Origin of the sequence: Meiothermus sp., assembly GCF_026004075.1 — a bacterium.
GTDB lineage: Bacteria > Deinococcota > Deinococci > Deinococcales > Thermaceae > Meiothermus.
The window spans coordinates 1,141,451-1,166,001 of record NZ_BPIK01000001.1 but is presented as its reverse complement, the minus strand read 5'-3'; the positions used below and the strand labels follow the sequence as shown (position 1 = coordinate 1,166,001).

The window sequence follows — 24,551 nt, the reverse complement described above, 5'->3', positions numbered from 1 at the left end:
TTACTGTTCTGAGTAAAGCGCACTTCAATCCATCGTTTGCTTTTCAGTTTTGTGGCGGGGTCATCTTTCAGGCACTTTGCTCAAAGCCCAGGCCACATACCGGTTTTGCAAAAGCCGCTCGCCAAGGTGAGGGGGTAGCTGCTGCGCCAAATTACGTAGCAAGTTCTGGGTTTCGGCCAGTAAGTCCGCCCCTTGCTTGTCTCCCAGGGCCCGCGCCCTGATATACAGAACCAAGGGGAGGTCATAGATGCCCAGTGCCCACGGCGCGCGCAGCTCAAAAGCCTCTGCCGAGGTTTGCCGGGCTTTCTTGCGGTTACCGGCCCGTAAATGGTTCAGGGCCAGGGCTGCCAGTGAGCGGGCAGTGTGGCGGTATTCCTTTCTGTCGCGCCAGACCTTCACCGACTGCTCGAGGGTCTGTCGGCTTTGTTCAAGATGCCCCTGCTCGAGCAGGGTAAAGCCCAGGTTGAAAAGCACATGGCCCAGACGGGCCCGCTCACCCATCTCGTGCAGGTCGCGTAGGGCGGCCTCGAGCTCACGCTGGGCTTCCTCCAGACGGCCCGAGACCATCAGGGCGTTGCCGTAGTCGGAGCGGAGCAGGGCCAGGTCGCGCCAGGCCCCGACTTCGGCGGCCTCGACCATGGCCCGCTGTACGGTGGCCTCGAGTTCGGGCTCCAGGCCCAGCGCTGCCGCATTGAGCAGGAGGCCCAGTAAAGCATCCCACACCGCCCACCAGTCGCCGCGTTCGCGGGCCTCCTGGTAGAGCAGGTCGGCTACCTGCGTGCTGGCGGCATAGTCGCCCTTGACCCAGTCCACCATCAGCTTATCGGCCCGCAGCCGGCGCAGCAGCAGGTCGTCTTTAAGTTGGGCCGCGAGCGCATAGGCCTGCGTATAAACCTGTTGGTGCTGTTCCAGCTCGCCCAAGCGGAACCAGTAGCCCGAAAGGTTGCGCAAGGCCAGGGTTTCCATGGCCTGGTTACCGATATCGTGGAAAGCCTGGATGGAGGCCAGCAAAGGCTCGAGCTGGGCATCGGGGTCGCCACCGCGGTACTCGAGCCAGGCCAGTTTGAACAGGGCGTGGCCCCGCTGCCAGGGTGTCTGGGCCAGCCGCATGGCCTCGCGCACTGCCTGGATACCCTCGGCCACCCGACCCGAGACTAGGGCTACATCGGTACTGAGCAAAAACATCCGAAAGCGTTCGTGGTCACCCAAATTCTCAGCCAGGCGGCCTATCTCCTGGCGTTCAGGAATTTGCAACTGGCCCAGCGCGACACGGGTTTCGGCAGCCTCGACTAGCATACGAAACCGCTCGAGCTCGGGTTCCAGCAGTGGACACAGCGTCTGGGCCCGCTGGTAGTATTCCAGTGCTTGCCGGGCCAGCGGCCCCCGGCGCAGGCTGCGCGCTGCTGCCAGGTAGGCCACATAGGCCTCTGCGCGCTGGCCGGCAGCCTCGAGGTGTGCTGCCATCTGAGGTAGCGGGCCGGATACTTCACGCAGTACATCGGCAATCCGGGCATGCAACCAGCGGCGGCGGGACTCGCTCATCTCAGCCAGCACGGTCTGCCGTACTAGCTCGTGCCGCAGGGTGTAGCCAGTTGAGTCCAATCGCAAAAATCCCCCTTGGGTTAGGTTTTCCAGCTCGGCAATAGGGGCCTGGAGCCCCCGCAGCAAGCACGCCACAAGCTCCGGAGACAGGGGAAAATCAGCCAGAGCAAAAGCCTGCACGATAAGCAGCGCGGTCTCTCCAATACGCCGCAAGCGCTCCAGGAGGGCATCGCGCACGTTGGGGGGTAGGGGCAGCTCGCGATAGTCGGTAGTAAAGCTATCGAAGGGGGTATGCCAGGCACCACCTTCGGCCCGTAGCACCCCTTGGTCGAAGAGGTAGCGCAGGGTCTCGAGGATGTAAAACATGTTGCCTTCCGTGGCCTGAAGCAAGCGCTCGGCAAAGCGCCCACCCCCTTCTTTTTGGCCCGATAGCTGTCGCAGTAACTGCACCAGGGCTGGCTGATCGATGGGCTCGAGCAACCGCTGGTACATACGTCCCTCCTGGGCCAGGTCTTGCAAGACCCTGCGTACGAGGACATTCTTCTGCAGCGCCTCGAGCCTCGAGGTACCAATCAGCGCCAAACCCAAACCCCTGGCCCGGCGCACCAGGTAGGGCAAAAACTCCAGGCTAGCCCAGTCCAACCAGTGCAGGTCATCCCACAACACTACCCCGCCCGGGCGCACAATGGCTTGAAAACCCCTGCAGAGTGCCTCGAAGAATCGGGCTTTATGAGCGTTGGCAGGGGGCGTACCCAGCTCAGGCAAAAGCTGGGCCAGCTCTTCTCGCCAGGGCGACTCCAGGTGATCCAGCCTGCCATCCTCGTAAGCCTGGCGCAACACCTCTAAAACAGCGCTAAACCCAATCTCCTGGCCGCTTTCGCGCTGGCGGATGCGCAGTACTTCGGCGGGCCCTGTGCCCGTCCGGTGTCGGGCATACTCCAGTGCCAGTCGGGTTTTACCCATCCCGGCCTCTCCCAGCAGTAGCAGCAAGCCCTGACCCCAGTGGGCCTCGAGCCAGAGCAGATCCTTTTCGCGCCCTACCAGTGGTGGCTCACCCCACGCATAAGGGAGACCATTCTGGCTGGTCAGGAGCCTACCCTCGCGCACCTGCACTCCAAACGCCTGCATCTCCTGGCTCACATCCAGGCCCAGCTGATCCCGTAGCTGGCTTCTAAACTGCTCGAGCTGTCGTAGCGCCGCTGCACGATCGCCCATCTGCAGGTATAGGCGCATTACTGCCATCTGCACAGGCTCTTGCAAGGGATCATCGCCAAGAAGCCTCGAGTACACCTTAAGGGCCTCGGGATAGTTGGCCGAGGCTTCGTGGCTACGGGCCAGTCCGAGTAAGGCCTCGCGGTAAAGGCCTGCCCAGCGTTCCCGTTCTGGGATCAACCAATCCAGAAAGCTTTCCGAAGCTTTTGGTTCCAGTTCAGCCAGAAAGCCACCCCGCCACAGGGCCGCCGCCTCTCCCCAGGCGCCATTAGCCATCCGGGCCAGAAAAACCTCGAGGTCGACCTCCACCGGCCCCAGCCCAATTGCCGTAGGGGTCTGCACAAACACCAGCTCCCAGGATGTGTTTTTTAAACGAAAAAGCTCCTGGCGCAAGTTTCTACGAACCCCCTCCTCGTCACCCTCCCATAGCAAATCAGCCAAACGGCCCCGGTCTACCGGGTGGCCTGCCACAGCCAGATAGGCCGCCATTGCTACTGCCTTGCGTGGTAGCAACGGAACCAGCTTGCCATCCAGCCAAAGCTGAGGTGGGCCAAGCAAGCTCAGGTAATAGGCCATGGAGTCCTCGCGTTATCGCGGCGCTCTCAGGGGGGTGGACGCGGGTTTGGAGCGAACTTTTTATCGTCGAGTGTTAACTGAACCTTTCGAAGTAACCCGAGCCGTGATCAAAAACGCTGCCCCAGCACCAATCTATACCTAAAGGCGGTTGGGGCTGCAAAACCACACCTCTGTTGGGCGCACCCCCGATTCATCTTCAGTCTAGCCCCGCACCCCTGTTACGAGCGGGTCATCTGAGCCACCGCAACTTGCCAGTTGTGGCTACGGGCCAGGCTGGTTCCAATTAGGACGGCATCGAAAAGGCCCTCGAGCTCAGCCAGTTGTGCAGCTTCGCTATAACCCGACTCGGCTACCAGCAAGCCACGGAAACCAGACGCTCGAGCCAGGCGGCCCAGGCGCGGGGCGGTGCTGCGGTCAATGCTCAGATCGGCCAGGTTGCGGTTATTAACTCCGATGATTGAAGCACCCGCCGATAAGGCCAGCTCGAGCTCAGCTTCGCTGTGTACTTCCACCAGGGCATCCAGACCCTCCTGCCGCGCCAACTCCAGGTATTGTTCAATCCAGCGTCCGAGCACCGCCACAATTAGCAGCACTGCCGAAGCACCCAGGGCCCTGGTCTCGGCAATCTGAACGGGGTGCACAGTAAAGTCTTTGCGAAGAACTGGAACGTCGACCGCCCGGCGCACTTCCTGCAAGTCCCGAACGGATCCAGCAAAGTAGTGTGGTTCAGTAAGTACGCTGATGGCCCTGGCCCCACCGGCCACATACGCTCTAGCTACCTCGGCTGCCTCGAGTTCCAGCGCAATCTCCCCTTGCGATGGGCTCTTGCGCTTTACTTCGGCAATCAGGGATAAGCCGGGCAAGCGCAAGGCCTGGCTAAACGAGGGTGGAAGGGACGGCTTCGGCCATTCTTGGGCCTCGAGCTCCATCACATCACGCAAGCGCTGGCGCGAAATCTCACCCAGCACGCCCGGCACTTTGGATAGCTCTGGAATCATGCCTTCTATGCTACCCCTATTCCCCGACCCCATGTGATAATCTTCTAATTTTGATCCGGCCCTGGTCGCGATGCATTTGCCTGCACTCCGCTCCCACCTTCAAATTGGGACGAATGCACCGAGCAACCCATGCCAAAAGAGTTTTAGCCAAATCTTAATCAATATCACTGCACTAAGTCTAACTTTTTGCTACCATGGTAATACATGGATGGCATCGTGCTGGCGCTCGGGGGTGGTGGTGTGCGCGGCAGCGCGCATACGGCGATACTCGACGTGCTCACCGAGGCCAACATTCCCATCACTGGACTGGCCGGTAGCTCTGCTGGCGCGCTGGCCGCTGCTTTATTTGCTTTTGGCATCAAGGTGCATCACAGCCAGCTCAGCGAGTGGCTCAAAGACCCCGAGCTCGAGCGTTTGCAAAAGAATGGCGCTTTGCATCAGGTGACCCGCTTGGTTGATTTCGTGCGGCGGCCCTATTTAGCCGAAGGCGTCAAAATTCGTGAGGGCTATCGAGCTTTGTTCGGCGATCGTCGGATTGAAGATAGCCCTATCCCATTGGTCATCCAGGCTAGCGATCTCTCCACCGGAGAGCCCGTAATGCTACGGGCCGGGCCAGTTGCCGAGGCGCTGGCCGCCAGCAGTGCCGTGCCCAGCATTTTTCCTCCGGTGCTCTGGCATGGCAGGTTGTTGGTAGATGGTGATGTAGCCGAAAAAGTGCCGGTTACCGCAGCCAAAACCTTGCAGGCTGGGCCGATTGTAGCTGTGGATGTATCCAATCGGGTAACACCCAATACTCCCAAGAGTGCGCTGGAGGCAGCTCTTCAGGCTGGTGAGGCTTCGCGTCGACGGCTCTTGAGTATTGCGCTGGCCCAGGCCGCCTTGGTAATTTCGTTGGAGGCCGATCCCCCCATCGAAACCTTCGACTACACTAAAGCTCATCTAGCCTATGAACTAGGCCGAAAGCGGGCCGAGGCCGCGCTGCCTCAGATCAAGCAGCTGCTGGCGAAACCCGCCCCACGTAACAAGCCCTGGTGGCTACGCTTTCTGCAGCCCAAGCCACAAGCGCCCAAAGGCAACCCCGTAGCCCAGGCAGCCCAACAACAAAAAAAAACCCACCCCAAGGTGAAAACCTAGCCGGGCGGCAAAAATAGCCGCCAGGCAGGCCGCCCCCAGCCAAAACGCGCTCAAAAAAACCTGTCGCACGGGCTCGAGGCGAGGTTTCTTAATTAAAAGGCGAATTTGAAGTGCCCCGATAGCAAGCAGCAGCAGAGTAAAAAAACCGCTCACCCCCCAGGTGACCCACTGCGGCAATCCCGATAAATCGGGCACTGCCAGCCAGGCTAGTCCCAGGTGCAAAAGCTGAAGCAACAAAGTCAGGGCGGAGAGCTGTACTAAGCCACGCCTCCTCAAAGCCAGGGGTGCTTCATGGTCAAGTAGTTCCGTCCAGAAAATTTTCATTCGCGTCGAAGGTCAAGTTTTGGTTCATATCCGTCTCGCAAAGATCCTGCATAACCATGGCTCGGTGCTACGTGGTATAGGAGCCGTCTGGACAGGCCTATGCAGCCCCAGTTTTACTCGCTGCTCTTCGAACCCACCACTGCCAGAGAGTGGTCAGGGTCATTATCCCAATTCCCACTATTTCGGTATTGGGATTATTGGGCATAAGCATAAAAGCTGCGACCAGATAAAGCAGGCGCTGCAATCCGTTTGCCGGCCCCAGCAAATATCCAAGTGTGGCTGCCGAGAACGCCGTGAGCCCCAGCAAGGCGGTTCCGACGATGCGCCCGCCCTCGAGCACGCTCTCCACCCCAATCATCAGCAAGCCGGGGTTGAAGAAGATCATATAGGCCAGCAAGGCGGTCCGTAGCTCGTAGATAAAGCCCTGGATGCCCGTCTTGAAGGGGTCGCCTTTGGCAATGGCCGAGGCCGCATAGGCCGCGAGGGCCACCGGAGGGGTGGAATCGGCCATAATGCCAAAGTAAAAGGCAAACATGTGAGCCACTATTTTGACGATTGGCACTTCAATCCCCGAAAAAGTGAGGGAGCCATAATCTATGCCGCTTTGTCCAGCAATTTTGGTAATCACCGGAACCACCAAGCTAGCCATCACCACGTAGTTGGCGGTTGTCGGCAAACCCATGCCCAAGACCAGACTGATGAGCTGGGCCAAAAACAAAGCCACCAGCAGATTACCCCCGGAAATGGTTTGGAGCAGATCGGTCAGGCCAAAACCGATGTTGGTAATGAGCACCACCGCGATGATGATGCCTGCCAGTGCGGTGGCAATAGCAATACCCACCATGTTACGGGCCCCGTTGGCAAAGCCCTCAATCACGATGCGGGCAAATGAGTGCAGGCCACTCCCTATTCCGTGCCCGGAGCGCAGGGCGATATATACCTCCTGTAGCAACGCTACGCCGATCATTAGAAAAATGGTGTTGAGGGCAGCTCGCTCGGGCGATAGCTCGATAATTAGCAGGGCGTACAGCAAATAGGCCAGGGGGAAAACATAGTGCAAACCGGCTCGCAAGGTCGGCCAGAATTTAGGCAAATCGGCTTTAGGTAAGCCCTTCAGGCCAAGCTTGACCGCCTCGAGGTCAACCAGAATAAACAACGTTGTGTAGGCTAGTAAGGCTGGAACCACTGCCATTAGAACCAGTGCCGAGTAGGGTACACCCAGAAAGTCGGCCATGATAAAAGCCGCCGCCCCCATCACGGGGGGCATGAGCTGCCCGTTGGAGCTAGCCGCTACCTCAACCGCACCGGCTTTCTCGGCAGAATAACCGGCCCGGCGCATGGCCGGAATTGTGAAGGTTCCACTGGTGACTACGTTGGAGATCGAGGAGCCCGAGACCACGCCCGTGAGGGCCGAGGAAACGATAGAGGCTTTGGCCGGGCCTCCACGCACCCCGCCCAGCAGGCTAAAGGCCAGGTCGGTGAACCATTTGCCGGCCCCGGCCCGCTCGAGGATGGCCCCAAACAGCACAAACACGAAAACCGTCCGGGCTGCTACCCCAATTGGCGTACCCCAGATACTATCCGAGGCATTCATAAACAGTTGGCTAACCAGCGAGCGCCACTGCACCCCCGCGTGCAGCTGGCCCAGCACGCCCGGCATCTGCCACTGGAAAAGGCCCTGTGGCCCAGTAAGCGCAAACAGCATAAACACAACAGAGATAATTGGCATGGCTGGCCCCAGCGAGCGCCAGCCGGCCAGCAGCAGCATCAAAATAGTTACACTGCCCACAACCAGGTCGGTTTGGTTAGCCAGTCCACCGCGCACCTCAATCATCTCTTTGTACTGCCACATGACGTAGCCAGCCGAGAGGGTTGCGGTAATTCCCAGAATCCAATCGAACAGGGGAATCCGGTCGCGTCGGCTACGGCGGTTGAAGGGATAGACCAAAAACACCAGGGCGAAAGCAAAAGCCAGGTGGGCTGCCCGAAAAAATAGCTGATCCAGTGAGCCTATCCAGGTAGCCCAGACCTGGAATACGCTCCACCCTACCGCCAGTCCCAGAATGAGCCAGCGAGACCAGTCGGTGGGTTTCCTGCCCCCCAGCTCGGCCTCTTCGACCAGTTGTACCGCCACCTCCGGCTTATCGTTGTGCATTAATTACCTCCACAGCGCGATGTCATGTCTTGACGTGGGTCTTATCTGTCTGCTCGAGGCGCAGCGCTAGCGCATGCCCAGAGCCACAAGCCTTCCACGCCTCCACAGCGATCTTCACTATTTTTGTCGCTAGATAACTCGAAGGCATCAGACGCATGCTCGCTTTCGTACGGCGGCAAAAAATAAGCTTGGGAAAACATTTCTTGTGATTGGGATTGTACCATTCTTCCTTTAAACCGTTCCAGACCGACGTAGTTTTGGTTCTGCAAAAAGCAAGGCCGACGCGATGGTCGGCCTTGATATAGTTTAGAACCTAGCGGATGATGCGCTTTTCGCGGTAGTAGCGCTCGGCGCCTGGGTGCAGTGGAATCGGAAGGTTGCGGGCAGCCGAGTTAACGTTGAAGAAGCGTTGCAGGTTAGGGTGGATGGACTTGAACTCGGGGTTATCGAAGGTGGCCTTGAGCATGTTGTAGACCACATCGGCACTCAGACTTTCGGCTGCAATCCACATCGAGAGAACGGCCACGGAAGGGGTGGTCACGTCCACGCCTCGGTAGATTCCACCGTCGATATTGAAAGCCCGATAGAAGGGGTACTTTTTGGCCAGCTCCTGTACCCGGCGGTACTCTACCTCAACAAGCTGAATGCGGAGGGTCTGGGCTGCCTGGCTGATCACTGAAGCCCCCAATCCTCCGGTAAAGAAGAAGGCATCGGCGCGGCCATCTTGCATGAGGGCCAGGGCGTTGTTGGGGTTGACCCGGATGGCTTCGCGCAAGTCGCTAAGGCTGAGTCCGTAGGCCTCGAGCACCTGACGGGCATTTTGCTCTGTTCCAGAACCCACATCGCCAATTACAACCCGCTTGCCTTTAAGATCGGCGACGGTGTTGATACCAGCCCCGGCGCGGGCCACCACGTGCACCACCTCGGGGTACAGGATACCCACCGCCCGGATATTCTTCACGGGCTTGCCGTCAAAGGCAGCAATCCCCGTCCCGTTATAGGCATAGTAGGCGATGTCGTTCTGGGCCAGGCCCATCTGAAGCTCGCCCGATGCGATGGCATTGATGTTAAATACCGAACCACCAGTAGAGCGAGCGTTGGCCCTTACCCCGATGTTGGCGTCGTTCACCAGCTTGGCGATCCCGGTAGCCACGGGGAAGTAAACCCCAGTAGTACCGCCTGAACCGATGGTGACAAAGGTCTGTGCAACGGCAGAACCCGCTAAAGCGAGCGAGGCCAGCAGCAACAACGTCTTTTTCATCCCAGTCTCCTCCTTGTGCTAACCGGGTTGATTATTCCCCAGCCTGAGCACCACGTCAACCTCCGTGGATAGCTTGCCCTGGGTTAGGGTATGGTGAAGTGTGGCATGGATTGAAATCGAAAAGCTGGTGGTAGGTGGGTTGGGGCTTGCGCGAACACCGCAGGGCACCGCACTGGTACGTGGCGGGCTTCCGGGCGAGGTGGTTGAGGCCCATCTGACACCCCGAAAAAACCACCTCGAGGGCCAGGTTTCACGGATACTAAAACCGCATCCTGCGCGTTACCCAGAGCCCCTACCCCCTTCAGCCGACCTGCCGCTGGAGTACGAAGCCCAGTTACCTATCAAACAGAGCTTCGTGCAAGAATCGCTCGAGCGTATCGCGAAGCTAAGTTTTGAGGTGGCCCCAATACAGCCTTCCCCTAGCTACGGCGAGCGGGCTGGCCTGCACTACCGCACCGCCGCCCAGTATGCCCTGCATCCCCTGGGTGGCCTAGCCTATCGCCTGCCACAGTCCAACGAGCTCGTGCGTATCAGCTACGACCCTCTGATTGCAGAGCCGCTCCAGCCTGCTTTCGAACTTTTGAGCAGCTGGCCACTGGCCAGCCTCGAGGAGGTGGTATTGCGGGGCTCGGTGTACGAAAACAAAGTACAGGTCGGGTTTATTGGGGGGGCTGCCCGGTATTTCAAAAAAACCGCCCAGGCCCTGGTGCAAGAAGGCATCGCTGGTGTGGTCTGGGGTGAGCAAAACCCCAAGGGCCGTTTCCGGGGTCAGGTTCAGCATCTGGCCGGGGCTACCCATTTGCTCGAGGATTTCGGTGGCCTGCTTTCTACCGTCAATGTGCAGAGTTTTGCCCAGATTAATCCCAAGGCTGCAGGGCTTTTGTTGCAGGAAGCCAGGCAAATCGTGACGCCGGGTCGCAAAGCCGTGGAGTTGTATGCAGGGAGCGGTGTGCTCAGCCTGCACCTAGCCCAGCGCTTTGCTGAGATTGTGGCCATTGAGATCAACCGCAGCGCGGTCAGGCGTGGTGAGTCTGATCGCGACCGGCTGGGGGTGCAGAACCTGCTGTTCAAGCAGGACGATGCCAGGGTGCTAAGCAAGCACCTCCCTGCCGACCTGGTAATGGTTGATCCACCCCGTTCGGGCCTTGCTCCCGAAGTTTTGGCTGGCCTATTGCAAGGAAAGCCCCAACAGATTTTGTACATTGCCTGCGACCCGGCTACTTGGGCTCGAGACGTAGGCCGGCTCGTGCAGGGAGGCTACCAGCTTGGTTTTGTTCGCCCCTACGACTTCTACCCTTTCACGCACCACGTAGAGGTGCTGAGCCTGCTGTCACGCTAGTGTCCAGCTTGGGTAGAGATTCCCTGTGTCCACCCCGAGCAATTCAGGCGCACAGATTCGATATAGTTCATCGGCAAACTGACCCCAATGCTATTTACAGCTTTTCTTAGAAGGGTAAGGTTTTCTCTGCCAGGCAGAACGGGAAGCGTTCTGTGCTCGTGGAATTCAAACAAGGTGTAACCCAGCGCGGGTGCTCTATGATAGTGTCAGGAGCACTGAGCGTACGGCCCCGAAGCCTGAGCGCCTCGTTCTGAAAACATCATGCTAGAACAGCAGATTTACGAGCACCTCAAAAAGTACCCCAAAAAGCGCTTTAGCCTGCGCGAGCTGGTGCGGAGCCTGCGGCTCGATAAGGACGAGGCCAAGGAAGCCCTGGACCTGCTGGTGGCCGAGGGCAAAGTGGTTGAGCCACGGCGCAAGCTCTACCAGCTCCCCGAGGGGCTGGGGAAAAAGGGTCTCGAGGGCCGCCTGCAAGCCCATGCAGCGGGTTTTGCTTTTGTGATTCCCACCCACCCCGACCTGCCCGACCTCTACATTCCCAAGGGCCACCTGGGCGGGGCCTGGCACGGCGACTTAGTACGGGCCGAGCCACGCCCACCGGGCCGCGACGGCAAGCCCTGGGGCGTGGTGGTGGAGGTACTCGAGCGGGCCCATCATCAGGTGGTGGGGCGGCTGTACTTCAAGCAGGGGTTTGCCTGGCTCAAACCCGACGACCCAAGGCTGCCCGCGCTCAAGCTCAAGCCGGAGGGCCTGGAGGGCCTGGAAAGCGGGGCACGGCTGGTGGTGCGGGTCACCTACCCCAGCGGGCGCAAGCCCCAGGAACCCTATGGGGAGTTTGCGGGCTACTTAGGCCAGGGGGACAGCCCCGAGGTCGAGACCGAGGCCATCATCGCCAAGTACGAGCTGAGGAGCGTCTTCCCGCCCGAAGCCCTGGCCGAAGCCGAGAAAGTGGCCCATCTGGACCCCAAAGAAGTTGCCCGCCGCGAGGACTTCCGGGCCTTGCGGGTTTTTACCATCGACGGGGCCGACGCCAAGGACTTCGACGACGCCATCCACCTCGAGCAGCTCCCCAACGGCAACTACCGCGTGGGCATTCACATCGCCGACGTCTCGCACTACGTGCGGGAGTTCTCGCCCCTCGACCACGAAGCCTATGCCCGCGCCACCAGCGTCTATCTGCCGGGGCGGGTGCTGCCCATGCTGCCCGAGCAGCTTTCCAACGGCATCTGTTCGCTCAAGCCCTACGAGGATCGGCTGGTGCTCTCGGTGCTGGTGGAGCTGACCCCCAAGGGCCGGGTCAAGGACTACCGCTTCGCCGAAGGGGTGATCCGCAGCGTGGCCCGGCTGACCTACACCGAGGTGGAGGCTTTCGCCGAGGCGCTCGAGGCCCCTGAAAAGGCCCCGGCCCCGGTTCCCCCCGACTGGAGCCTCGAGCTCCAGAACGACCTGAAGCAACTCCTCACCCTCACCCAGACCCTCAAAGCCCGCCGCCTGGAACAGGGCGCGCTGGATTTCCGCTTTACCGAGGTCAAGGTGGAGGTGGACGAAGACGGCAACCTGCACCTGCTACCCCAGAAAGAACCCAGGGCCCGCAGCCTGATTGAGGAGCTGATGCTGCTGGCCAACCGGGTGGTTGCCAAACACCTGGCCGAGCGACAGATTCCCACCCTTTTCCGCGTCCACGAAGACCCCAGCGAGGAGGCCTACAACAAGCTGGTGGCCGCCCTGGGTCGGCTGGGTTATAGCCTGCCGGGCGGTGAACTAAGCCCCAAAGCCCTGCAAAGCATCCTGAAGCAGGCCGAGGGCCGCCCTGAGGAGGCCGTGGTCTCGACCCTGCTGTTGCGCTCCTTGCGCCTGGCCCGCTACGCCGCCGAAAACCTGGGGCACTTCGGCCTGGCCGCCGAACACTACCTGCACTTCACCAGCCCCATCCGGCGCTACCCCGACCTGGTGGTGCACCGGGTTCTGCGCACGCTCCTGAGGCGCCGGGTGACCCAGGCCCGCAAGGACGACTGGGCCCAGCGCTTCCCCAAAATTGCCGAGCACGCCTCGGAGCGGGAGCGGGCAGCCGAGAACGCCGAGCGCGAGCTGACCAAGTACTACCAGTGCCTGTGGGCACAAAAGCACCAGGGCGAAACCTTCCGGGGCACGGTCTCGGGCGTAACCGGGTTTGGGGTGTTCGTGAGCCTGGACAACGGGGTGGAGGGCATGATCCGGCTGGGGGCCCTCGAGGACGACCACTACGAGTACATCGAAGAGCTGCTGGCCTTGGAAGGCCTGCGCACCAAGCGCCGCATTCGCATAGGAGACGAGATGGAAGTAAAGATAGAAGGAGCCAACCCTTCGGCCCGGCAGATTGACCTGGTGCCGACCGAAAAGTTTTACCAGACAGAAACCCAACCCGAACCCGAGCAGCAAAAAAGAAAAAAACGCCGCAGGGGTAAGCGTGGGAAAGCCGCCGAACCCCAGGCCGCAACGCCCAGCAAACCGGCGCGCAAGGTGGTGGCTACCGAACCCAAAAGCCCGGCTCCCCACGCTCGGGCCCGCTCGAGGCGGGTGGTGGGCCCCCCCGACGAGCGCGGGGGCTTCCAGAAGCCGGTCAAGGTCAGGGCGCAGAAAATCTACTTTGGCTCGTGGGGGGGCGACCAGGAGCAGGCCCCATCCAGCCAGGCAGAGAAGTCCGGTAAGAAAAAGCGCCGCCGCCGCTAGATACCTCACCGGAAGCAGGGCAGGTTCGCCTAGCGGGGCTGGGCTACCACCAGCACCCAGTAATCCCCCCGCCTGACCATGCCCATCTCGCGCAGGTGGGGGGCCATCAGGGTCTCGCAGTGGCCCTGGGTGCTCGCCAGCCAGGCTGCTACCGCCTCGGTCGCCTGTTCGTAGCCCTGGGCCAGGTTCTCGCCAATTTCCAGGAAGTGGTAGCCGTTCTGAAGACTGCGGGTGGCAACCGCGGGGGTGGTGCTCGAGCCCTCGTAATGGCTCAACACACCGCTCTGCTGGAGGTACTCGGCCCGCTGGCGGGCCACTTCTCCCAGCAAACCATTCCAGCTAAGTGCAGGGGCCGCAGCGTAAGGGGTGGCGTTGCAGGTGCGGGCCTGGGCGCGGGCCTGATTAACGGCCTCCAGCGCCAGTTGATAATCGTCCGGGGTGTAGGAAACCCCTGGGCTGGGGGTGCAGGCTGCTAAAACCATCAGGGCGGCGCTCAATAGCAGGCGCATGGCCTCAGTCTGCCAGGGTTTTAGCAATAGGCCGGTGAAGAAATCACCCTGGGGCGTTACAAACGGTATGCTATGCCCTGATGCGCCTGATTGGCCTAACCGGAAGCATTGGGAGCGGCAAGAGCACGGTGGCCCAGCTGTTGCGGGCCCTGGGCGTGACAGTTCTGGACGCCGACGAATATGCCCGCGAAGGAGCGTTGGTGCTAAAGTCGGAGATTTGCCAGGCCTTTCCCGAGGCCTGCGCGGGTGGAGAGGTCAACCGGGCTGTGTTGGGGCGGTTGGTGTTCAGCGACCCAGCGGCCCGCCGGCGGCTCGAGGCCCTCCTTCACCCCTATGTGCGCCGGCGGATGCAGGAAGAAACCGAAAAGGCCCGGCAGGCCGGGCATCGCCTGGTGGTGCAGGATATCCCCCTGCTTTTCGAGGCCGGGCGCGAAGCGGATTTTGCCGGGGTGCTGGTGGTGGCCGCCCCCACCGCTTTGCGCAAGGCACGTGTGATGGCCCGCAGCGGCCTCAGCGAGGCCGAGTTCGAGGCCCGCGACCAAAGCCAGCTCCCCCAGGAAGAAAAGGTGCGCCGGGCCACCTGGGTGATCTGGAACGACGCCGACCTGGACACCCTGCACAAGCGGGTGGAGGCCTGGTACCGGGAGGTGGCCGGGTGAAGCTCACCCACGACTGGCTGGGGCCGCTCGAGCTGCCCGATAATGCCCGGCGCATCGTATCGCTGGCCCCCAACGTGACCGAGACCCTCTTTGCCCTGGGCCTGGGTGAGCGGGTGGTGGGGCGGAGTGCTTTCTGCTACCGGCCCGCTGCTACGATTTCCCTGCCGGTGGTCTCGAGCTACACCCGGGTGCGCTGGGAGCTACTGGAAAGCCTTCAGCCCGACCTGGTGCTCATCAGCACCGGCGTACAGCGCGAGCTGCTCTTTGAGCTGCACCGGCGGGGGCTGCCCGTCTTTCCCGTGCCCCTGCCCCAGAGCCCCTATGGCATCCTGGAGAACATCGCGGTTCTGGGGGCCTTGCTGGGCGTGAACGAGGCGGCCACCGGGCTTTGCGCCCGGCTAAGCGAGCGCTACCAGGCCCTGTACCGGGCGCTGCCGCCCCGGCGGGTCTACCTCGAGTTCGACCTGGGCGGCCCCATCACAGTGGGCCGGGGCAGCTACGTGGACGAGGCGCTGCGGCACCTGGGTTTGCAGAACATCTTTGCCGAGCATCCCCAGAGCTACTTCCAGCCCGATCTGGCCGAGGTGCTGCGCCGGGGGCCGGAGCTGGTCATCTACGAGCCCAAGCCCCACCGCTCGAGGCCCCTGGAAAAAGCCCAGCGCCTCCTGGCCGAGCGGGGCTGGAAGTACCCGCTGGTGGTCACGGGAGGCGACGAGCTGGCCCACTACGGCCCGCTGTTCTTCGCATACCTGGAAGCCCTGGCCGGGCAGATACGGGGCTTGGCTTTCTAGCCTTCAACCCTCAGACTAAGGCCGATGAACCTGGAGATCCTGCAAAACCAGCGCCTGCGCCTCACGGTTGCCCCCGAGCTGGGGGCCAGCGTGGTGGGCCTCGAGCTCTACCAGGCGGGCTTCTGGCTGCCCATCCTGCGCCCTACCCCGCCCGCGGCCCTGGCGCAGAAGCACTCCCCCGAGACCTCGAGCTACGTCCTGGCCCCTTACTCCAACCGCATCCGGGACGGGCGCTTTCGCTTTGGCAGCAAAACCTACCAGCTTCGCCCCAACTGGCCCGATGGCCGGCAGACCATCCACGGCGAGGTACACGGTCGGCCCTGGAGCGCACAGCGCCTCGACGGGCATACACTGCACTGCGCTTTCGACGCTTCCGGCCTCCAAGACCTGAACTTCCCGTTCCCTTTCAGGGTGGAAGTAGCCTACCGGCTGCAGGGGGATGGCCTGGAAATCTCGACGGCGTTGGCGAATGTGGGGACTGAGCCCATGCCGGCGGGTTTCGGGCACCACCCATACTTCATGCGTCACCTGGGCCTCTCGGACGAAGCCCGGCTGTCATTCGAGGCCCAGGGCGTCTACCTGACCGATGCAAGCTGCCTCCCCAGCCAGCCCGCCCAGGCCATCCAACCGGAGTTTGATTTCTCGCGTCCAAGGCCGCTGGGCGCTACCCAGCTAGACCATGTTTTTGCTGGCTGGAAAGGGCGGCTGCAGCTGGACTGGCCGGGTTCGGGCTGGCAGATGGTGCTCGAGGCCGACCCCATCTTCTCGCACCTGGTGGTCTTCACCGCACCCGATGGCAGCGTGGCCCTGGAGCCCGTCACCCACGCCACCGATGGTTTCAATCTGATGAGCCAGGGCTGGGACAATACGGGGGTGCGGGTGCTGGAGCCGGGCGAAGAGATTTCGGGCCGCCTGCGCCTGAGCTTACTGCCCGGCGGGTAGCAGGCCGAGCAGCGATTCACAGAAAAAGCGATAAACTACGGTTATGCACGTTTTTCGCCTGCGTGGCAACTTCGAAACCCTCGATATCTACTCAGCGGCGCTGTTTGAGCTGGGCGCGCGGGGTCTGGAGGAAAAACCCGGCGAGGTCTGGGCCTACTTCCCCGAGCGCATCGAGCTGCCGTTTCCGGGGGAGTGGCAGGAGCTCCCCGATACCGACTGGCTCGAGGCCTACAAGCGCGACCTGAAGCCGGTGCGGGCCGGGCCCTTTGTGGTGCTGGCCCCCTGGCATACCTGGGAGGGCCCGGAAAAGCGTATCGTCATCGAACCGGGTATGGCCTTTGGCACCGGCCACCACGAGACCACCCGCATGGCCCTGGAAACCCTGGCCGAGCGGGTTGAACCCGGGATGCGGGTGCTGGATCTGGGCACCGGTTCGGGCATTCTGGCTATCGGGGCCGCGCTGCTGGGGGCCGAGGCACTGGGCATCGACATCGACCCGGCGGTGATCCCCCAGGCCATCGAGAACGCCCGGCGCAACCAGGTTAAGGTGCAGTTCCAGGTGGGCAGCCTGGACGAGGCCTACGATCCCCTGGCCGAAACCGCACCGCAAGCCCCCCTCGCCCAGCCGGTTCCAACGCCCCTCGTGCAGGGCCCGTTCGACCTAGTGGTAGCCAACCTCTACGCCGAGCTACACACCTACTTCGCCCAAAAATACCGGGGGCTTTTCGGCATCTGCGGAACCCTGATTCTCACCGGCATCCTGGCCGAGCGGGAGGGAATTGTGAAGAGCGCCCTCGAGGCCGCTGGCTTTGGGCTGCTGGCCCGGCGGCAGGAAGGCGAGTGGGTCTGCCTGACCTACGCCGCCCGCTGAGTTGTATGCGTCCCCACCGCGCTTTTGTTGAAACTATCCAGCCCCAGCTCGAGCTTACCGGGCGCGAGGCCCACCACCTGCGGGATGTGCTGCGGGCTCGGGAGGGTGACCGGCTCACGGTCTTCGATGGCAAGGGGCTGGAAGGCCGCGCCCGGGTGCTGCAAACCGAACCCGGCTGGGTGCGCCTGGAGGTCGAAGAGACCTGGCCGGCCAGCAAAGAGCCCCCCCAGCCCATCACCCTGTATGTGGCCTTGCTCAAAGGCGACCACCTGGCCGAGGTGGCACGGGCCGCCACCGAGCTGGGGGTGAGTGCAATTGTGCCCATCCTCACCCAGCACTGCGTGGTGCGGGAGCTAAGCGAGAACAAGCGCCTGCGCCTCTGCCGGGTGGTGCTCGAGGCCGCCAAGCAGTGCGAGCGCAGCATCGTTCCCGAGGTGAAGCCCTTGCTGCCGCTCGGCCAGATTCCCCCGGTCGAGCAGGGTTTCGTGGCCCAGCCCCGGGTCTCGGCCCTGGTGCAGGACTATTACAATCCCGAAAAACCCACGGCCCTACTCACCGGCCCGGAGGGGGGCCTGAGCGAGTCCGAGGTGGATTTCCTGCTGCAACGGGGTTTCACCCCGGTCACACTGGGGCCGCGTATCCTGCGGGCAGAAACTGCGCCGGTTGTGCTATTGAGCCTGGTGACGGCGGCTTTTGGCTTATGAGCGTCCTGCGTGTGTTGCTGGTGGGCTGGTTGCTGCTGCTGCCAGCCTGCCGCTATACCTTTCTGCCGCTCGACCCCGGCCGGGCCACCCTGCCGGAGCGCTTTAGCGTAAGCGGAAGCCTGGAAACCATCGAGCGGGGCGCGGTAGCCAGACTCACCGTCCGGCGCATGGCCGAGCCCGCTTACCTCGAGCTGCGCTGGTATAAGGGCGATCAGCTCTTTCAGGAGCGCTCCATCTGGGTAGAAAAGCCCGGCACCTACCAGGCCCGGTTCGAGCGCCTCGACGACGGCTATTACCGGCTGGTGGTGCTGGTGCAGAATAGCCCTTTGTTGCAGCTCGAGCTGGGCTCGCCCCTGCTGCCCCCGCCCCCTACACCTTAGAACTTTATACGCATTCCGGCAGTATCGTTCGCTTTTGAAAGCCTAAACGATACTGCCGAAATGCTTTTCTACTCCCTTCGGTCGGCTTGAATCCTTCACCTTTGACTAAACCCAACAGTGAAGGATTCAAGCGGAAACAGTATTATCCCACCCCAATCAGCAAAAGCACCAGAGGAATTGTAACGAACGACAGCACCGACGAGGCCACCACCGCCCGGGCCGCTCGAGGGCCGTCGCCGCCAAACTCCCCTGCCATCAAAAAAGCATTGACCGCAATCGGCATCGCGCTCTGGAGCACCAAAACCTGAATATCCAGCCGCTCGAGGCCCAGCGCCCAGCCCGCCACCCCGGCCAGCAAGGGAGCCACCAGAAGCCGCAAGCCGCTGGCCTGCAGCTCAAAACGGCCCCACTCGGGCCTCGAGCGGGCAATCTGGATGCCCAGCGTCAGCAGCATCACGGGAATACAGGCCTGGCCCAGCAGGTGTACTCCCTCATCCAGCCCCAGCGGCAAGGGAATGCCCAGTCCCCGCACCAGCAACCCCCCGGCCAGGGCCCAGAACAGCGGCAGTTTCAGGGTGAAGGCCAGGCTTTGTAGAAAACCACCCCCGCGCAAAAAAGCCGGCCCCAGCCCAAACATCAGCACGCTACTGGCGATAAAAAAAACAATGGCCCGATCCAGGCCGGGCTGCCCCAGGGCAAAGAAGGTGAGCGAGAGGCCCATGTTGCCCGAGTTGGGGAAGGTCGCCGAGGCAATCAGGGTTTTGGTTGCGCCCTTATCCAGGCGCAACCACCGGCTCAGCCCCAGCGCAACCCCATAGAGCCCTGCCGAAGCTATAAAAAAGGCCGCGGTAATGCCCACCACGCTGGCCCCGGTAAGCTTTGCCCTGAGCATGGCGTCGAAGATAAGCACCGGCACCAGCACATAAATCGAGAGTTTGGACAGGGTTTGCAGGTCGAAGTCGATGCGCTTGCCCACCAGGTAGCCCATGAGCACGATGAACGCGACGGGGACAACGGTATTGAGCAGGGCTTCCATACCTGGGGTAGCTTACCCGAATCCAGGAACCCGGGCTATGGCGCCCTCCGCCAAACATACCCTGGAGACACTTTTTCTCGGCAACCCTCAGCAAGACTACCAATAGGTGAGTGAGGGCATGTACAAAGAACTGCTGGTGGTGCAGGTGGCGGCCACCTGGTTTCTGGTGGGCCTGATCTGGATGGTGCAGGTGGTGCATTACCCCCTGTTTGCACGGGTGGGCCCGGCGGAGTTTCCGGCCTATCATGCGGCCCACTCGAGCCTCATTACCTGGGTGGTCGGGCCCTTGATGCTGCTCGAGCTGTGCACGGCCCTCCTTCTGCTCACCCAGTGGCCGCCCGGCTTACCAGGCTGGATGGGGTGGCTGGGCCTGGCGCTGCTGGGGGTGATCTGGCTCACCACCCTGCTGGTATCGGTGCCGCTGCACGCACGGCTGGCCGGGGGTTTCGAGGCCCAGGCCCACGCCCTGCTGGTGGGTACCAACTGGATCCGCACCCTGGCCTGGACGGCTCGAGGCCTTCTGAACCTATGGGCCTTGCTGAGGCTCACGTAGCGCATCCCACCTGCAAGCAAATCAAGCCGCTGGGTGTCCTCAAGACACCCAGCGCTGTTACTATCAGCTGCTAGGACAGGAAATCCAGCACAGTACGGGTGATCAGCTCAACACCCAGGGGCAGCGACCGCTCATCGTCAATCCAGAAGCCCGGGTGGTGGTGGGGTCGGTTCTTGCTGGGGTCGGGGTCGCCGGCCCCCAGCCAGAAGTACACCCCGGGGCGGCGGTTGAGGAACTCCGACATATCGTCGCCCCCCATCACAGGGGGTACTTCCAGCACCGAGGCCTCCCCTACCACCTGCTGGGCCACCCGCCGGAAGCGTTCGACCATCTGGGGGTCGTTGACCACCGCCGGCGACCCGGGTAGCCAGGTTACAGCGGCCCGCCCACCCATGGCCGCGGCAATTCCTTCCGAAAGCTCGCCAATGCGCCGCATGAGCTTTTCCCGCAGGCCTGCATCAAAGGTGCGCAGGGTGCCTTTGAGCGTGGCCGTCTCGGGGATGATGTTGTGGGCGCCCTCCCCTGCCGTAACCGTAGCAATGGTAATCACAGCGGTCTGGATGGGGTCGGTCTCGCGGCTGACCAGGCTTTGCAGCGCCACCGTGAGCTGGGCCGCCATCAAAACCGTATCCACGCCCTCGTGGGGCATGGCTGCATGGGCCCCTTTGCCCTGTAGCTGGATGGTAAAAGCATCGGCGGCGGCCATGGAGGGGCCCGGCCGCACCCCCACCTTACCCGCTGGCATCAGGCTGTACAGGTGAAGCCCCACCACCGAGTCCACCCCGTCCAGCACCCCGGCCTCCACCATGGGCTTCGCGCCCGATACAATCTCTTCGGCGGGCTGGAAGGCAAAGCGCACCTCACCAGCTATCTGATCCTTGAAGCGGGCCAGCACCGCTGCCACATGGGCTGCAATGGCCGCGTGGCCGTCGTGGCCGCAGGCGTGCATGACACCGGGGGTCTGGGAGCTGTAGGGCACCCCGGAGTTTTCCTGTATCGGCAGAGCGTCGATGTCCGCCCGCACCAGCACGGTTTTTCCGGGATTCGCCCCCCGCAGCCGGGCCACCACCCCGGTCTGGGCCACGCCCCGGGTTACCTCGAGGCCCAGCCCCTCCAGAAACTCGGCCAGCCTGGCGCTGGTGCGCACCTCCTGAAAACCAAGCTCTGGATGGCGGTGAAAGTCCCGGCGCATCTCAATCAGACTGGGGGTGATCGCTGCAATGGCTTCTTGTAGGTTCATACCGCTCTAGTCAAACATTCCGGCCAAGGCCCGTCAACTGTGCATGGATTGACATTAGCCATAGGGACACGGGGCCAGTGCCCGGGAAGGGGGTGGGGCTTTGGCCGGGAAAGGCCCCCAGCCAAAACGCCCTGAACTGCTAAAATCCTGTCCCCAACGAACTTTACAGGCACAGCTTGAACTCGGTATAGCATTTGCTAGACTTGGTAAAAACCAAGCTGTACCTTTCAGGAGCAAGACCATGAGCAAACCTTGGCTAAAACACTACGACAAAGGCGTCCCCGCGGATGTGCAGGTGCCCGAGGTGCCCCTCTGGCGTCTACTGTCCGACAGCGTCCAGAAATACCCCGACCATGTGGCCCTCGAGTTCATGGGCAAGGTCATCGGCTACCGGCAACTGTGGGAATCGGTGTTGAAGTTCGCCGGGGCGCTCAAGGCCCAGGGGGTGGGCCCGGGCGACCGGGTCGCCATCATGCTGCCCAACAGCCCCCAGTTTGTGATCGCCTTTTACGGCACCCTGGTTGCCGGCGGCGTGTGCGTGAATATCAACCCGCTCTACACACCGCGCGAACTACGCCACCAGCTCGCCGATGCCGGGGCCGAAACCCTGGTAATTCTGGATCTGCTCTGGCCCCGGTACGCCGAAATAGAGGCCGAAGTACCGGTCAAACGCGTCTTTACCACCGGCATCCAGGACTACCTGCCCTTCCCCAAAAACCTGCTTTTCCCGCTTAAGGCCCGGCGGGAAAAACGCTGGGTGAACCTGCCGCAACACCCCAAGCGGCTGGACTTTAGCAAAGCCCTGCGCAGCGCCACCCCACTTACCGAGCCTTACCCCGCCAAACCCGACGATGTGGCCCTCCTGCAGTACACCGGGGGTACGACGGGCCTCTCCAAGGGGGCCATGCTCACCCACCGCAACCTGGTCGCCAACACCTACCAGAGCCTGGCCTGGGGCGGCGACGAGGTAAAGGCGCTTGAGGGCAAGGGGGTTATGCTGGGCGCCATCCCTTTTTTCCACGTTTACGGCATGACCGTGGCCATGAACTACGGCCTGGCTGCTGGGTACAAAATCGTGCTGCTGCCGCGCCCCGAGGTCAAGCCCTGCATCGAGGCCATCGAAAAGCACGGGGTGACTCACTTCCCCGGCGTCCCCACGCTCTACATCGGCTTCATCAACTTTCCCGGCATCGAGAAGCGCAAGGTGGGCACGGTCAAGGTTTGCATCTCTGGCTCAGCGGCGCTGCCGGTGGAGGTGGCTAAAAAGTTCGAGGCCCTCACCGGCGGCAAGCTGGTGGAAGGCTATGGCCTCACCGAAGCGGCCCCCTGCACCCACTGCAACCCCCTGTCCGGGCAGCGGAAAATGGGCAGCATCGGCATTCCCATGCCGGGCATTGATGCCAAGATTTTAGACGAGAACCTACACGAACTACCCCCGGGCGAGGTGGGTGAGCTGGCCGTTCGAGGGCCCAATATCATGCTGGGCTACTGGCAGCGCCCCGATGAGACCAGCAAAACCATCAAGATCGACTGGCTCCTGACCGGCGACATGGCCCGCATGGACGAGGATGGCTACTTTTACATCGTGGATCGCAAGAAGGACATGATTATCGCAGGGGGCTATAACATCTACCCGCGCGAGGTGGAAGAGGTGCTGTTTGCCCACCCCGGTGTGGCCGAAGCCGCCGTGGTGGGGCTGCCCGATGAGTACCGCGGCGAGACCGTGGCAGCTTTTGTCGTGCCCAAGCCCGGCGTCAACCTTACCCAGGAAGAGCTGGACAAATACTGCCGCGAGAACCTGGCGGCCTACAAGGTTCCGCGCATCTACGAGTTCCGCAGCGAACTGCCCAAGAGCGCAGTGGGTAAGGTGCTGCGTCGCGAGCTGCGCGAGGCCGCCCTCAAGGAGCGCCAGAAGGTGGGCAGCTAGCGCTTGTCCCGGGATAGGCCCCTTGCCGCCAGGGTCGGTGGCAAGGGGGTTGCTATGTGTAAACCCTCGAGCGCCCCACAGCCTCGGCAAAGGCCTGGGCCGCCTGGTCTATCTCGGCCTCGGTGGTATAGCGCCCCAGGCTAAAGCGCACCGAGGCTTTGGCCTCTTCCTTGTCACGTCCAATTGCCAGCAGCACATGGGAGGGCTCGAGGCTCCCGCTGCTACAGGCCGAGCCTGAAGACACCGCCACCCCCAGCAGATCCAGGTTGAGCAACAAGCCCTCTCCATCGGCCCCCCGCACCGTTACGTTGACGTGCTTAGGGCTGCGCAGGGTGGGGTGTCCATTGAGCACCACACCGGGCACAGCCAGAAGCCTGGCCTCGAGCCGCTCACGCAAAGCCAGAAGCCGCCGCGATTCTTCGGCCAGCCGCGCCGCTGCCTTTTCTGCGGCCAGCCCCTGGCCGTACACCGCTGGCAGGTTCTCGGTGCCGCCCCGATACCCCTGCTCCTGCTTGCCCGGGATGATCGGAAATAGCTCAACCCCTTTGCGCACATATAAGGCCCCCACTCCTTTGGGGCCGTAAAACTTGTGCGCGGCCAGGGAGATAAGATCGGCCCCCAGGGCCTCCACCTGGCAGGGTACGGTGCCCAAGGCTTGCACGGCGTCGGTGTGCAAAAGCACGCCCCGCGCACGGCAGACCTCGGCGATCTCCCGAACCGGGTAGAGGGTTCCCAGTTCGTTATTGACGGCCATTACCGAAACCAGGATGGTCTCGGGGCGCAGGGCCTCGGCCACCTGCTCGGGGTAGATGAGGCCCTGCCGGTCGGGTTGAAGCAGGGTAACCTCAAAGCCCAGGCGCTCGAGGTTCTTCAGGGCCTGCAAGACCGCCGAATGCTCCACCGCAGTACTGACCAGGTGTCCCCGCCCTCGGGCCAGAGCCACGCCATACAGCGCCAGGGCATCGGCCTCGCTGCCGCTGGCGGTGAGCACCATCTCCCGGGGTCTGGCACCCAGGGCCCGGGCCAGCCGCTCACGCCCTTCCTCGAGCAGGCTGCGGGCCCGTCGGCCGAGCTGGTGGATCGAGCTGGGGTTGCCGTACTCCTCCAGCACCCCCTCCATCGCCGCCCTGACCTCGGGATCCAGGGGGGTGGTGGCTGCGTAATCGAGGTAGATCATGGTCTGGGGCTAACCCCCTCCCAGTTCTGCGGGCACGGCGGGCTCGAGCTGTACCAGCTTGCGGGATTCGATGAGCCGTCGTTCTTCGATAAGGTCTTTTAGGGTGGTGTTTCGCAGAACCTCTCGCATGGCCTCGTCCACTCGCTTCCAGAGGTTCTCGGTAGAGCAGTGGCCGGTCTGCCAGCACGACTCAGGATCATCCAGACAGACCACCGGGGCCAGGCTCCCCTCCAATGCCTCCACCACCTCCAGGGCATTAATTTTCTCACTCGGGCGGCCCAGCTTATAGCCACCGCGCGCCCCTCGAACACTGCGGATAAACCCCGCCCGGCGAAGCTGGGCGGCAATCTGCTCGAGGTAGTGCTGGCTAATACCCTGTGCCTCAGCCACATCCTTTAGCGGCACAGCCTGCGCTTGACGCAAGCCAATCTCCACCAGGGCCCGCAGCCCATACTGCGCCTTCGTCGAAACCCACATAGGGGTAGTATAAATACCTAAAACCCGTGTGAAAA

Annotated in this window: 19 protein-coding genes and 2 pseudogenes; 11 read left to right on the top strand and 10 right to left on the bottom strand. The window is 62.2% G+C overall.

The features are described 5' to 3' along the window. Window positions 1-60: 60 nt before the first annotated feature. Both Q0X18_RS05605 and trpC read right to left on the bottom strand, forming a co-directional pair. Window positions 61-3,330, bottom strand: coding sequence for an AAA family ATPase (locus Q0X18_RS05605; RefSeq protein ID WP_297559584.1), 3,270 nt, complete (start codon window positions 3,328-3,330; stop codon window positions 61-63). A 218-nt stretch (window positions 3,331-3,548) separates the two neighbouring features. Next, entirely contained in the window at window positions 3,549-4,328 is a 780-nt protein-coding gene (gene trpC / locus Q0X18_RS05600; protein WP_297559582.1) for an indole-3-glycerol phosphate synthase TrpC, read from the bottom strand. A 204-nt stretch (window positions 4,329-4,532) separates the two neighbouring features. On the opposite strand from trpC, the gene Q0X18_RS05595 reads away from it, so the two are divergent. Further along, window positions 4,533-5,462, top strand: a complete 930-nt coding sequence (locus Q0X18_RS05595) for a patatin-like phospholipase family protein (RefSeq protein ID WP_297559579.1) — start codon at window positions 4,533-4,535, stop codon at window positions 5,460-5,462. A 421-nt stretch (window positions 5,463-5,883) separates the two neighbouring features. Here the strand turns inward: Q0X18_RS05595 and Q0X18_RS05590 are convergent, their stop codons facing one another. Next, window positions 5,884-7,941, bottom strand: coding sequence for a TRAP transporter permease (locus tag Q0X18_RS05590; RefSeq protein ID WP_297559577.1), 2,058 nt, complete (start codon window positions 7,939-7,941; stop codon window positions 5,884-5,886). Between the two features lie 313 nt (window positions 7,942-8,254). After that, complete coding sequence (locus Q0X18_RS05585; protein WP_297559575.1) at window positions 8,255-9,202, bottom strand: TAXI family TRAP transporter solute-binding subunit; 948 nt, start codon at window positions 9,200-9,202, stop codon at window positions 8,255-8,257. A gap of 100 nt (window positions 9,203-9,302) precedes the next feature. On the opposite strand from Q0X18_RS05585, the gene Q0X18_RS05580 reads away from it, so the two are divergent. Together Q0X18_RS05580 and rnr are read left to right on the top strand one after the other, a co-directional pair. Beyond that, entirely contained in the window at window positions 9,303-10,541 is a 1,239-nt protein-coding gene (locus Q0X18_RS05580) for a class I SAM-dependent RNA methyltransferase (protein ID WP_297559573.1), read from the top strand. A 261-nt stretch (window positions 10,542-10,802) separates the two neighbouring features. Then, on the top strand, window positions 10,803-13,250 hold the full coding sequence (gene rnr, locus Q0X18_RS05575) for a ribonuclease R (RefSeq protein WP_297559571.1): 2,448 nt from the start codon (window positions 10,803-10,805) through the stop codon (window positions 13,248-13,250). 29 nt (window positions 13,251-13,279) lie between these two features. On the opposite strand, the gene Q0X18_RS05570 is transcribed toward rnr, so the two are convergent. Further along, a complete protein-coding gene (locus Q0X18_RS05570) occupies window positions 13,280-13,759 on the bottom strand; it encodes a CAP domain-containing protein (protein WP_297559569.1) in 480 nt (159 codons plus the stop codon). Window positions 13,760-13,839: 80 nt separating this feature from the next. On the opposite strand from Q0X18_RS05570, the gene coaE reads away from it, so the two are divergent. Genes coaE through Q0X18_RS05540 form a run of 6 tightly spaced genes read left to right on the top strand, consistent with a single transcriptional unit; the run spans window position 13,840 to window position 18,106 of the window. Next, window positions 13,840-14,418, top strand: coding sequence for a dephospho-CoA kinase (gene coaE, locus Q0X18_RS05565; protein ID WP_297559567.1), 579 nt, complete (start codon window positions 13,840-13,842; stop codon window positions 14,416-14,418). Next, window positions 14,415-15,209, top strand: a complete 795-nt coding sequence (locus Q0X18_RS05560; protein WP_297559565.1) for a helical backbone metal receptor — start codon at window positions 14,415-14,417, stop codon at window positions 15,207-15,209. The genes coaE and Q0X18_RS05560 overlap by 4 nt, the downstream gene beginning before the upstream one ends. A gap of 24 nt (window positions 15,210-15,233) precedes the next feature. Further along, window positions 15,234-16,151 carry an aldose 1-epimerase gene (locus tag Q0X18_RS05555; RefSeq protein ID WP_297559563.1) on the top strand — a complete coding sequence of 306 codons (918 nt, stop codon included), beginning with the start codon at window positions 15,234-15,236 and terminating at the stop codon, window positions 16,149-16,151. 43 nt (window positions 16,152-16,194) lie between these two features. Then, window positions 16,195-17,022, top strand: coding sequence for a 50S ribosomal protein L11 methyltransferase (locus Q0X18_RS05550; protein ID WP_297559561.1), 828 nt, complete (start codon window positions 16,195-16,197; stop codon window positions 17,020-17,022). A 5-nt stretch (window positions 17,023-17,027) separates the two neighbouring features. Then, complete coding sequence (locus Q0X18_RS05545) at window positions 17,028-17,726, top strand: 16S rRNA (uracil(1498)-N(3))-methyltransferase (protein ID WP_297559559.1); 699 nt, start codon at window positions 17,028-17,030, stop codon at window positions 17,724-17,726. Continuing rightward, on the top strand, window positions 17,723-18,106 hold the full coding sequence (locus tag Q0X18_RS05540; protein WP_297559556.1) for a hypothetical protein: 384 nt from the start codon (window positions 17,723-17,725) through the stop codon (window positions 18,104-18,106). The genes Q0X18_RS05545 and Q0X18_RS05540 overlap by 4 nt, the downstream gene beginning before the upstream one ends. A 142-nt stretch (window positions 18,107-18,248) precedes the next feature. Here the strand turns inward: Q0X18_RS05540 and Q0X18_RS05535 are convergent, their stop codons facing one another. Next, window positions 18,249-19,142, bottom strand: a complete 894-nt coding sequence (locus Q0X18_RS05535) for an AEC family transporter (RefSeq protein WP_297559554.1) — start codon at window positions 19,140-19,142, stop codon at window positions 18,249-18,251. Window positions 19,143-19,260: 118 nt separating this feature from the next. On the opposite strand from Q0X18_RS05535, the gene Q0X18_RS05530 reads away from it, so the two are divergent. Further along, window positions 19,261-19,695, top strand: coding sequence for a hypothetical protein (locus Q0X18_RS05530; RefSeq protein ID WP_297559552.1), 435 nt, complete (start codon window positions 19,261-19,263; stop codon window positions 19,693-19,695). Between the two features lie 70 nt (window positions 19,696-19,765). On the opposite strand, the gene Q0X18_RS05525 is transcribed toward Q0X18_RS05530, so the two are convergent. Then, window positions 19,766-20,935, bottom strand: coding sequence for a M20 family metallopeptidase (locus tag Q0X18_RS05525; RefSeq protein WP_297559550.1), 1,170 nt, complete (start codon window positions 20,933-20,935; stop codon window positions 19,766-19,768). 241 nt (window positions 20,936-21,176) lie between these two features. Here Q0X18_RS05525 and Q0X18_RS05520 point away from each other — a divergent pair, with 241 nt between their 5' ends. Next, complete coding sequence (locus Q0X18_RS05520; RefSeq protein ID WP_297559548.1) at window positions 21,177-22,862, top strand: long-chain fatty acid--CoA ligase; 1,686 nt, start codon at window positions 21,177-21,179, stop codon at window positions 22,860-22,862. A 52-nt stretch (window positions 22,863-22,914) separates the two neighbouring features. On the opposite strand, the gene Q0X18_RS05515 is transcribed toward Q0X18_RS05520, so the two are convergent. The 3 genes and pseudogenes from Q0X18_RS05515 to Q0X18_RS05510 form a co-directional block, all read right to left on the bottom strand. Beyond that, window positions 22,915-24,039: a cysteine desulfurase family protein gene (locus Q0X18_RS05515; protein WP_297559546.1), complete on the bottom strand. Its 1,125-nt coding sequence runs from the start codon at window positions 24,037-24,039 to the stop codon at window positions 22,915-22,917. After that, window positions 24,036-24,089 (bottom strand): annotated as a pseudogene (locus tag Q0X18_RS16165) (hypothetical protein); the annotation flags it as partial. The pseudogene Q0X18_RS16165 and the gene Q0X18_RS05515, both read right to left, overlap by 4 nt. Next, window positions 24,073-24,516: pseudogene (locus Q0X18_RS05510) on the bottom strand (Rrf2 family transcriptional regulator); the annotation flags it as partial. The pseudogenes Q0X18_RS16165 and Q0X18_RS05510, both read right to left, overlap by 17 nt. Between the last annotated feature and the right edge of the window lie 35 nt (window positions 24,517-24,551).

Coding starts and splice junctions, on each gene's coding strand:
- Q0X18_RS05605 (WP_297559584.1), bottom strand. CDS start 3,330: ATGGCCTATTACCTGAGCTTGCTTGGCCCACCTCAGCTTTGGCTGGAT.
- trpC (WP_297559582.1), bottom strand. CDS start 4,328: ATGATTCCAGAGCTATCCAAAGTGCCGGGCGTGCTGGGTGAGATTTCG.
- Q0X18_RS05595 (WP_297559579.1), top strand. CDS start 4,533: ATGGATGGCATCGTGCTGGCGCTCGGGGGTGGTGGTGTGCGCGGCAGC.
- Q0X18_RS05590 (WP_297559577.1), bottom strand. CDS start 7,941: ATGCACAACGATAAGCCGGAGGTGGCGGTACAACTGGTCGAAGAGGCC.
- Q0X18_RS05585 (WP_297559575.1), bottom strand. CDS start 9,202: ATGAAAAAGACGTTGTTGCTGCTGGCCTCGCTCGCTTTAGCGGGTTCT.
- rnr (WP_297559571.1), top strand. CDS start 10,803: ATGCTAGAACAGCAGATTTACGAGCACCTCAAAAAGTACCCCAAAAAG.
- Q0X18_RS05570 (WP_297559569.1), bottom strand. CDS start 13,759: ATGCGCCTGCTATTGAGCGCCGCCCTGATGGTTTTAGCAGCCTGCACC.
- coaE (WP_297559567.1), top strand. CDS start 13,840: ATGCGCCTGATTGGCCTAACCGGAAGCATTGGGAGCGGCAAGAGCACG.
- Q0X18_RS05555 (WP_297559563.1), top strand. CDS start 15,234: ATGAACCTGGAGATCCTGCAAAACCAGCGCCTGCGCCTCACGGTTGCC.
- Q0X18_RS05550 (WP_297559561.1), top strand. CDS start 16,195: ATGCACGTTTTTCGCCTGCGTGGCAACTTCGAAACCCTCGATATCTAC.
- Q0X18_RS05545 (WP_297559559.1), top strand. CDS start 17,028: ATGCGTCCCCACCGCGCTTTTGTTGAAACTATCCAGCCCCAGCTCGAG.
- Q0X18_RS05540 (WP_297559556.1), top strand. CDS start 17,723: ATGAGCGTCCTGCGTGTGTTGCTGGTGGGCTGGTTGCTGCTGCTGCCA.
- Q0X18_RS05535 (WP_297559554.1), bottom strand. CDS start 19,142: ATGGAAGCCCTGCTCAATACCGTTGTCCCCGTCGCGTTCATCGTGCTC.
- Q0X18_RS05530 (WP_297559552.1), top strand. CDS start 19,261: ATGTACAAAGAACTGCTGGTGGTGCAGGTGGCGGCCACCTGGTTTCTG.
- Q0X18_RS05525 (WP_297559550.1), bottom strand. CDS start 20,935: ATGAACCTACAAGAAGCCATTGCAGCGATCACCCCCAGTCTGATTGAG.
- Q0X18_RS05520 (WP_297559548.1), top strand. CDS start 21,177: ATGAGCAAACCTTGGCTAAAACACTACGACAAAGGCGTCCCCGCGGAT.
- Q0X18_RS05515 (WP_297559546.1), bottom strand. CDS start 24,039: ATGATCTACCTCGATTACGCAGCCACCACCCCCCTGGATCCCGAGGTC.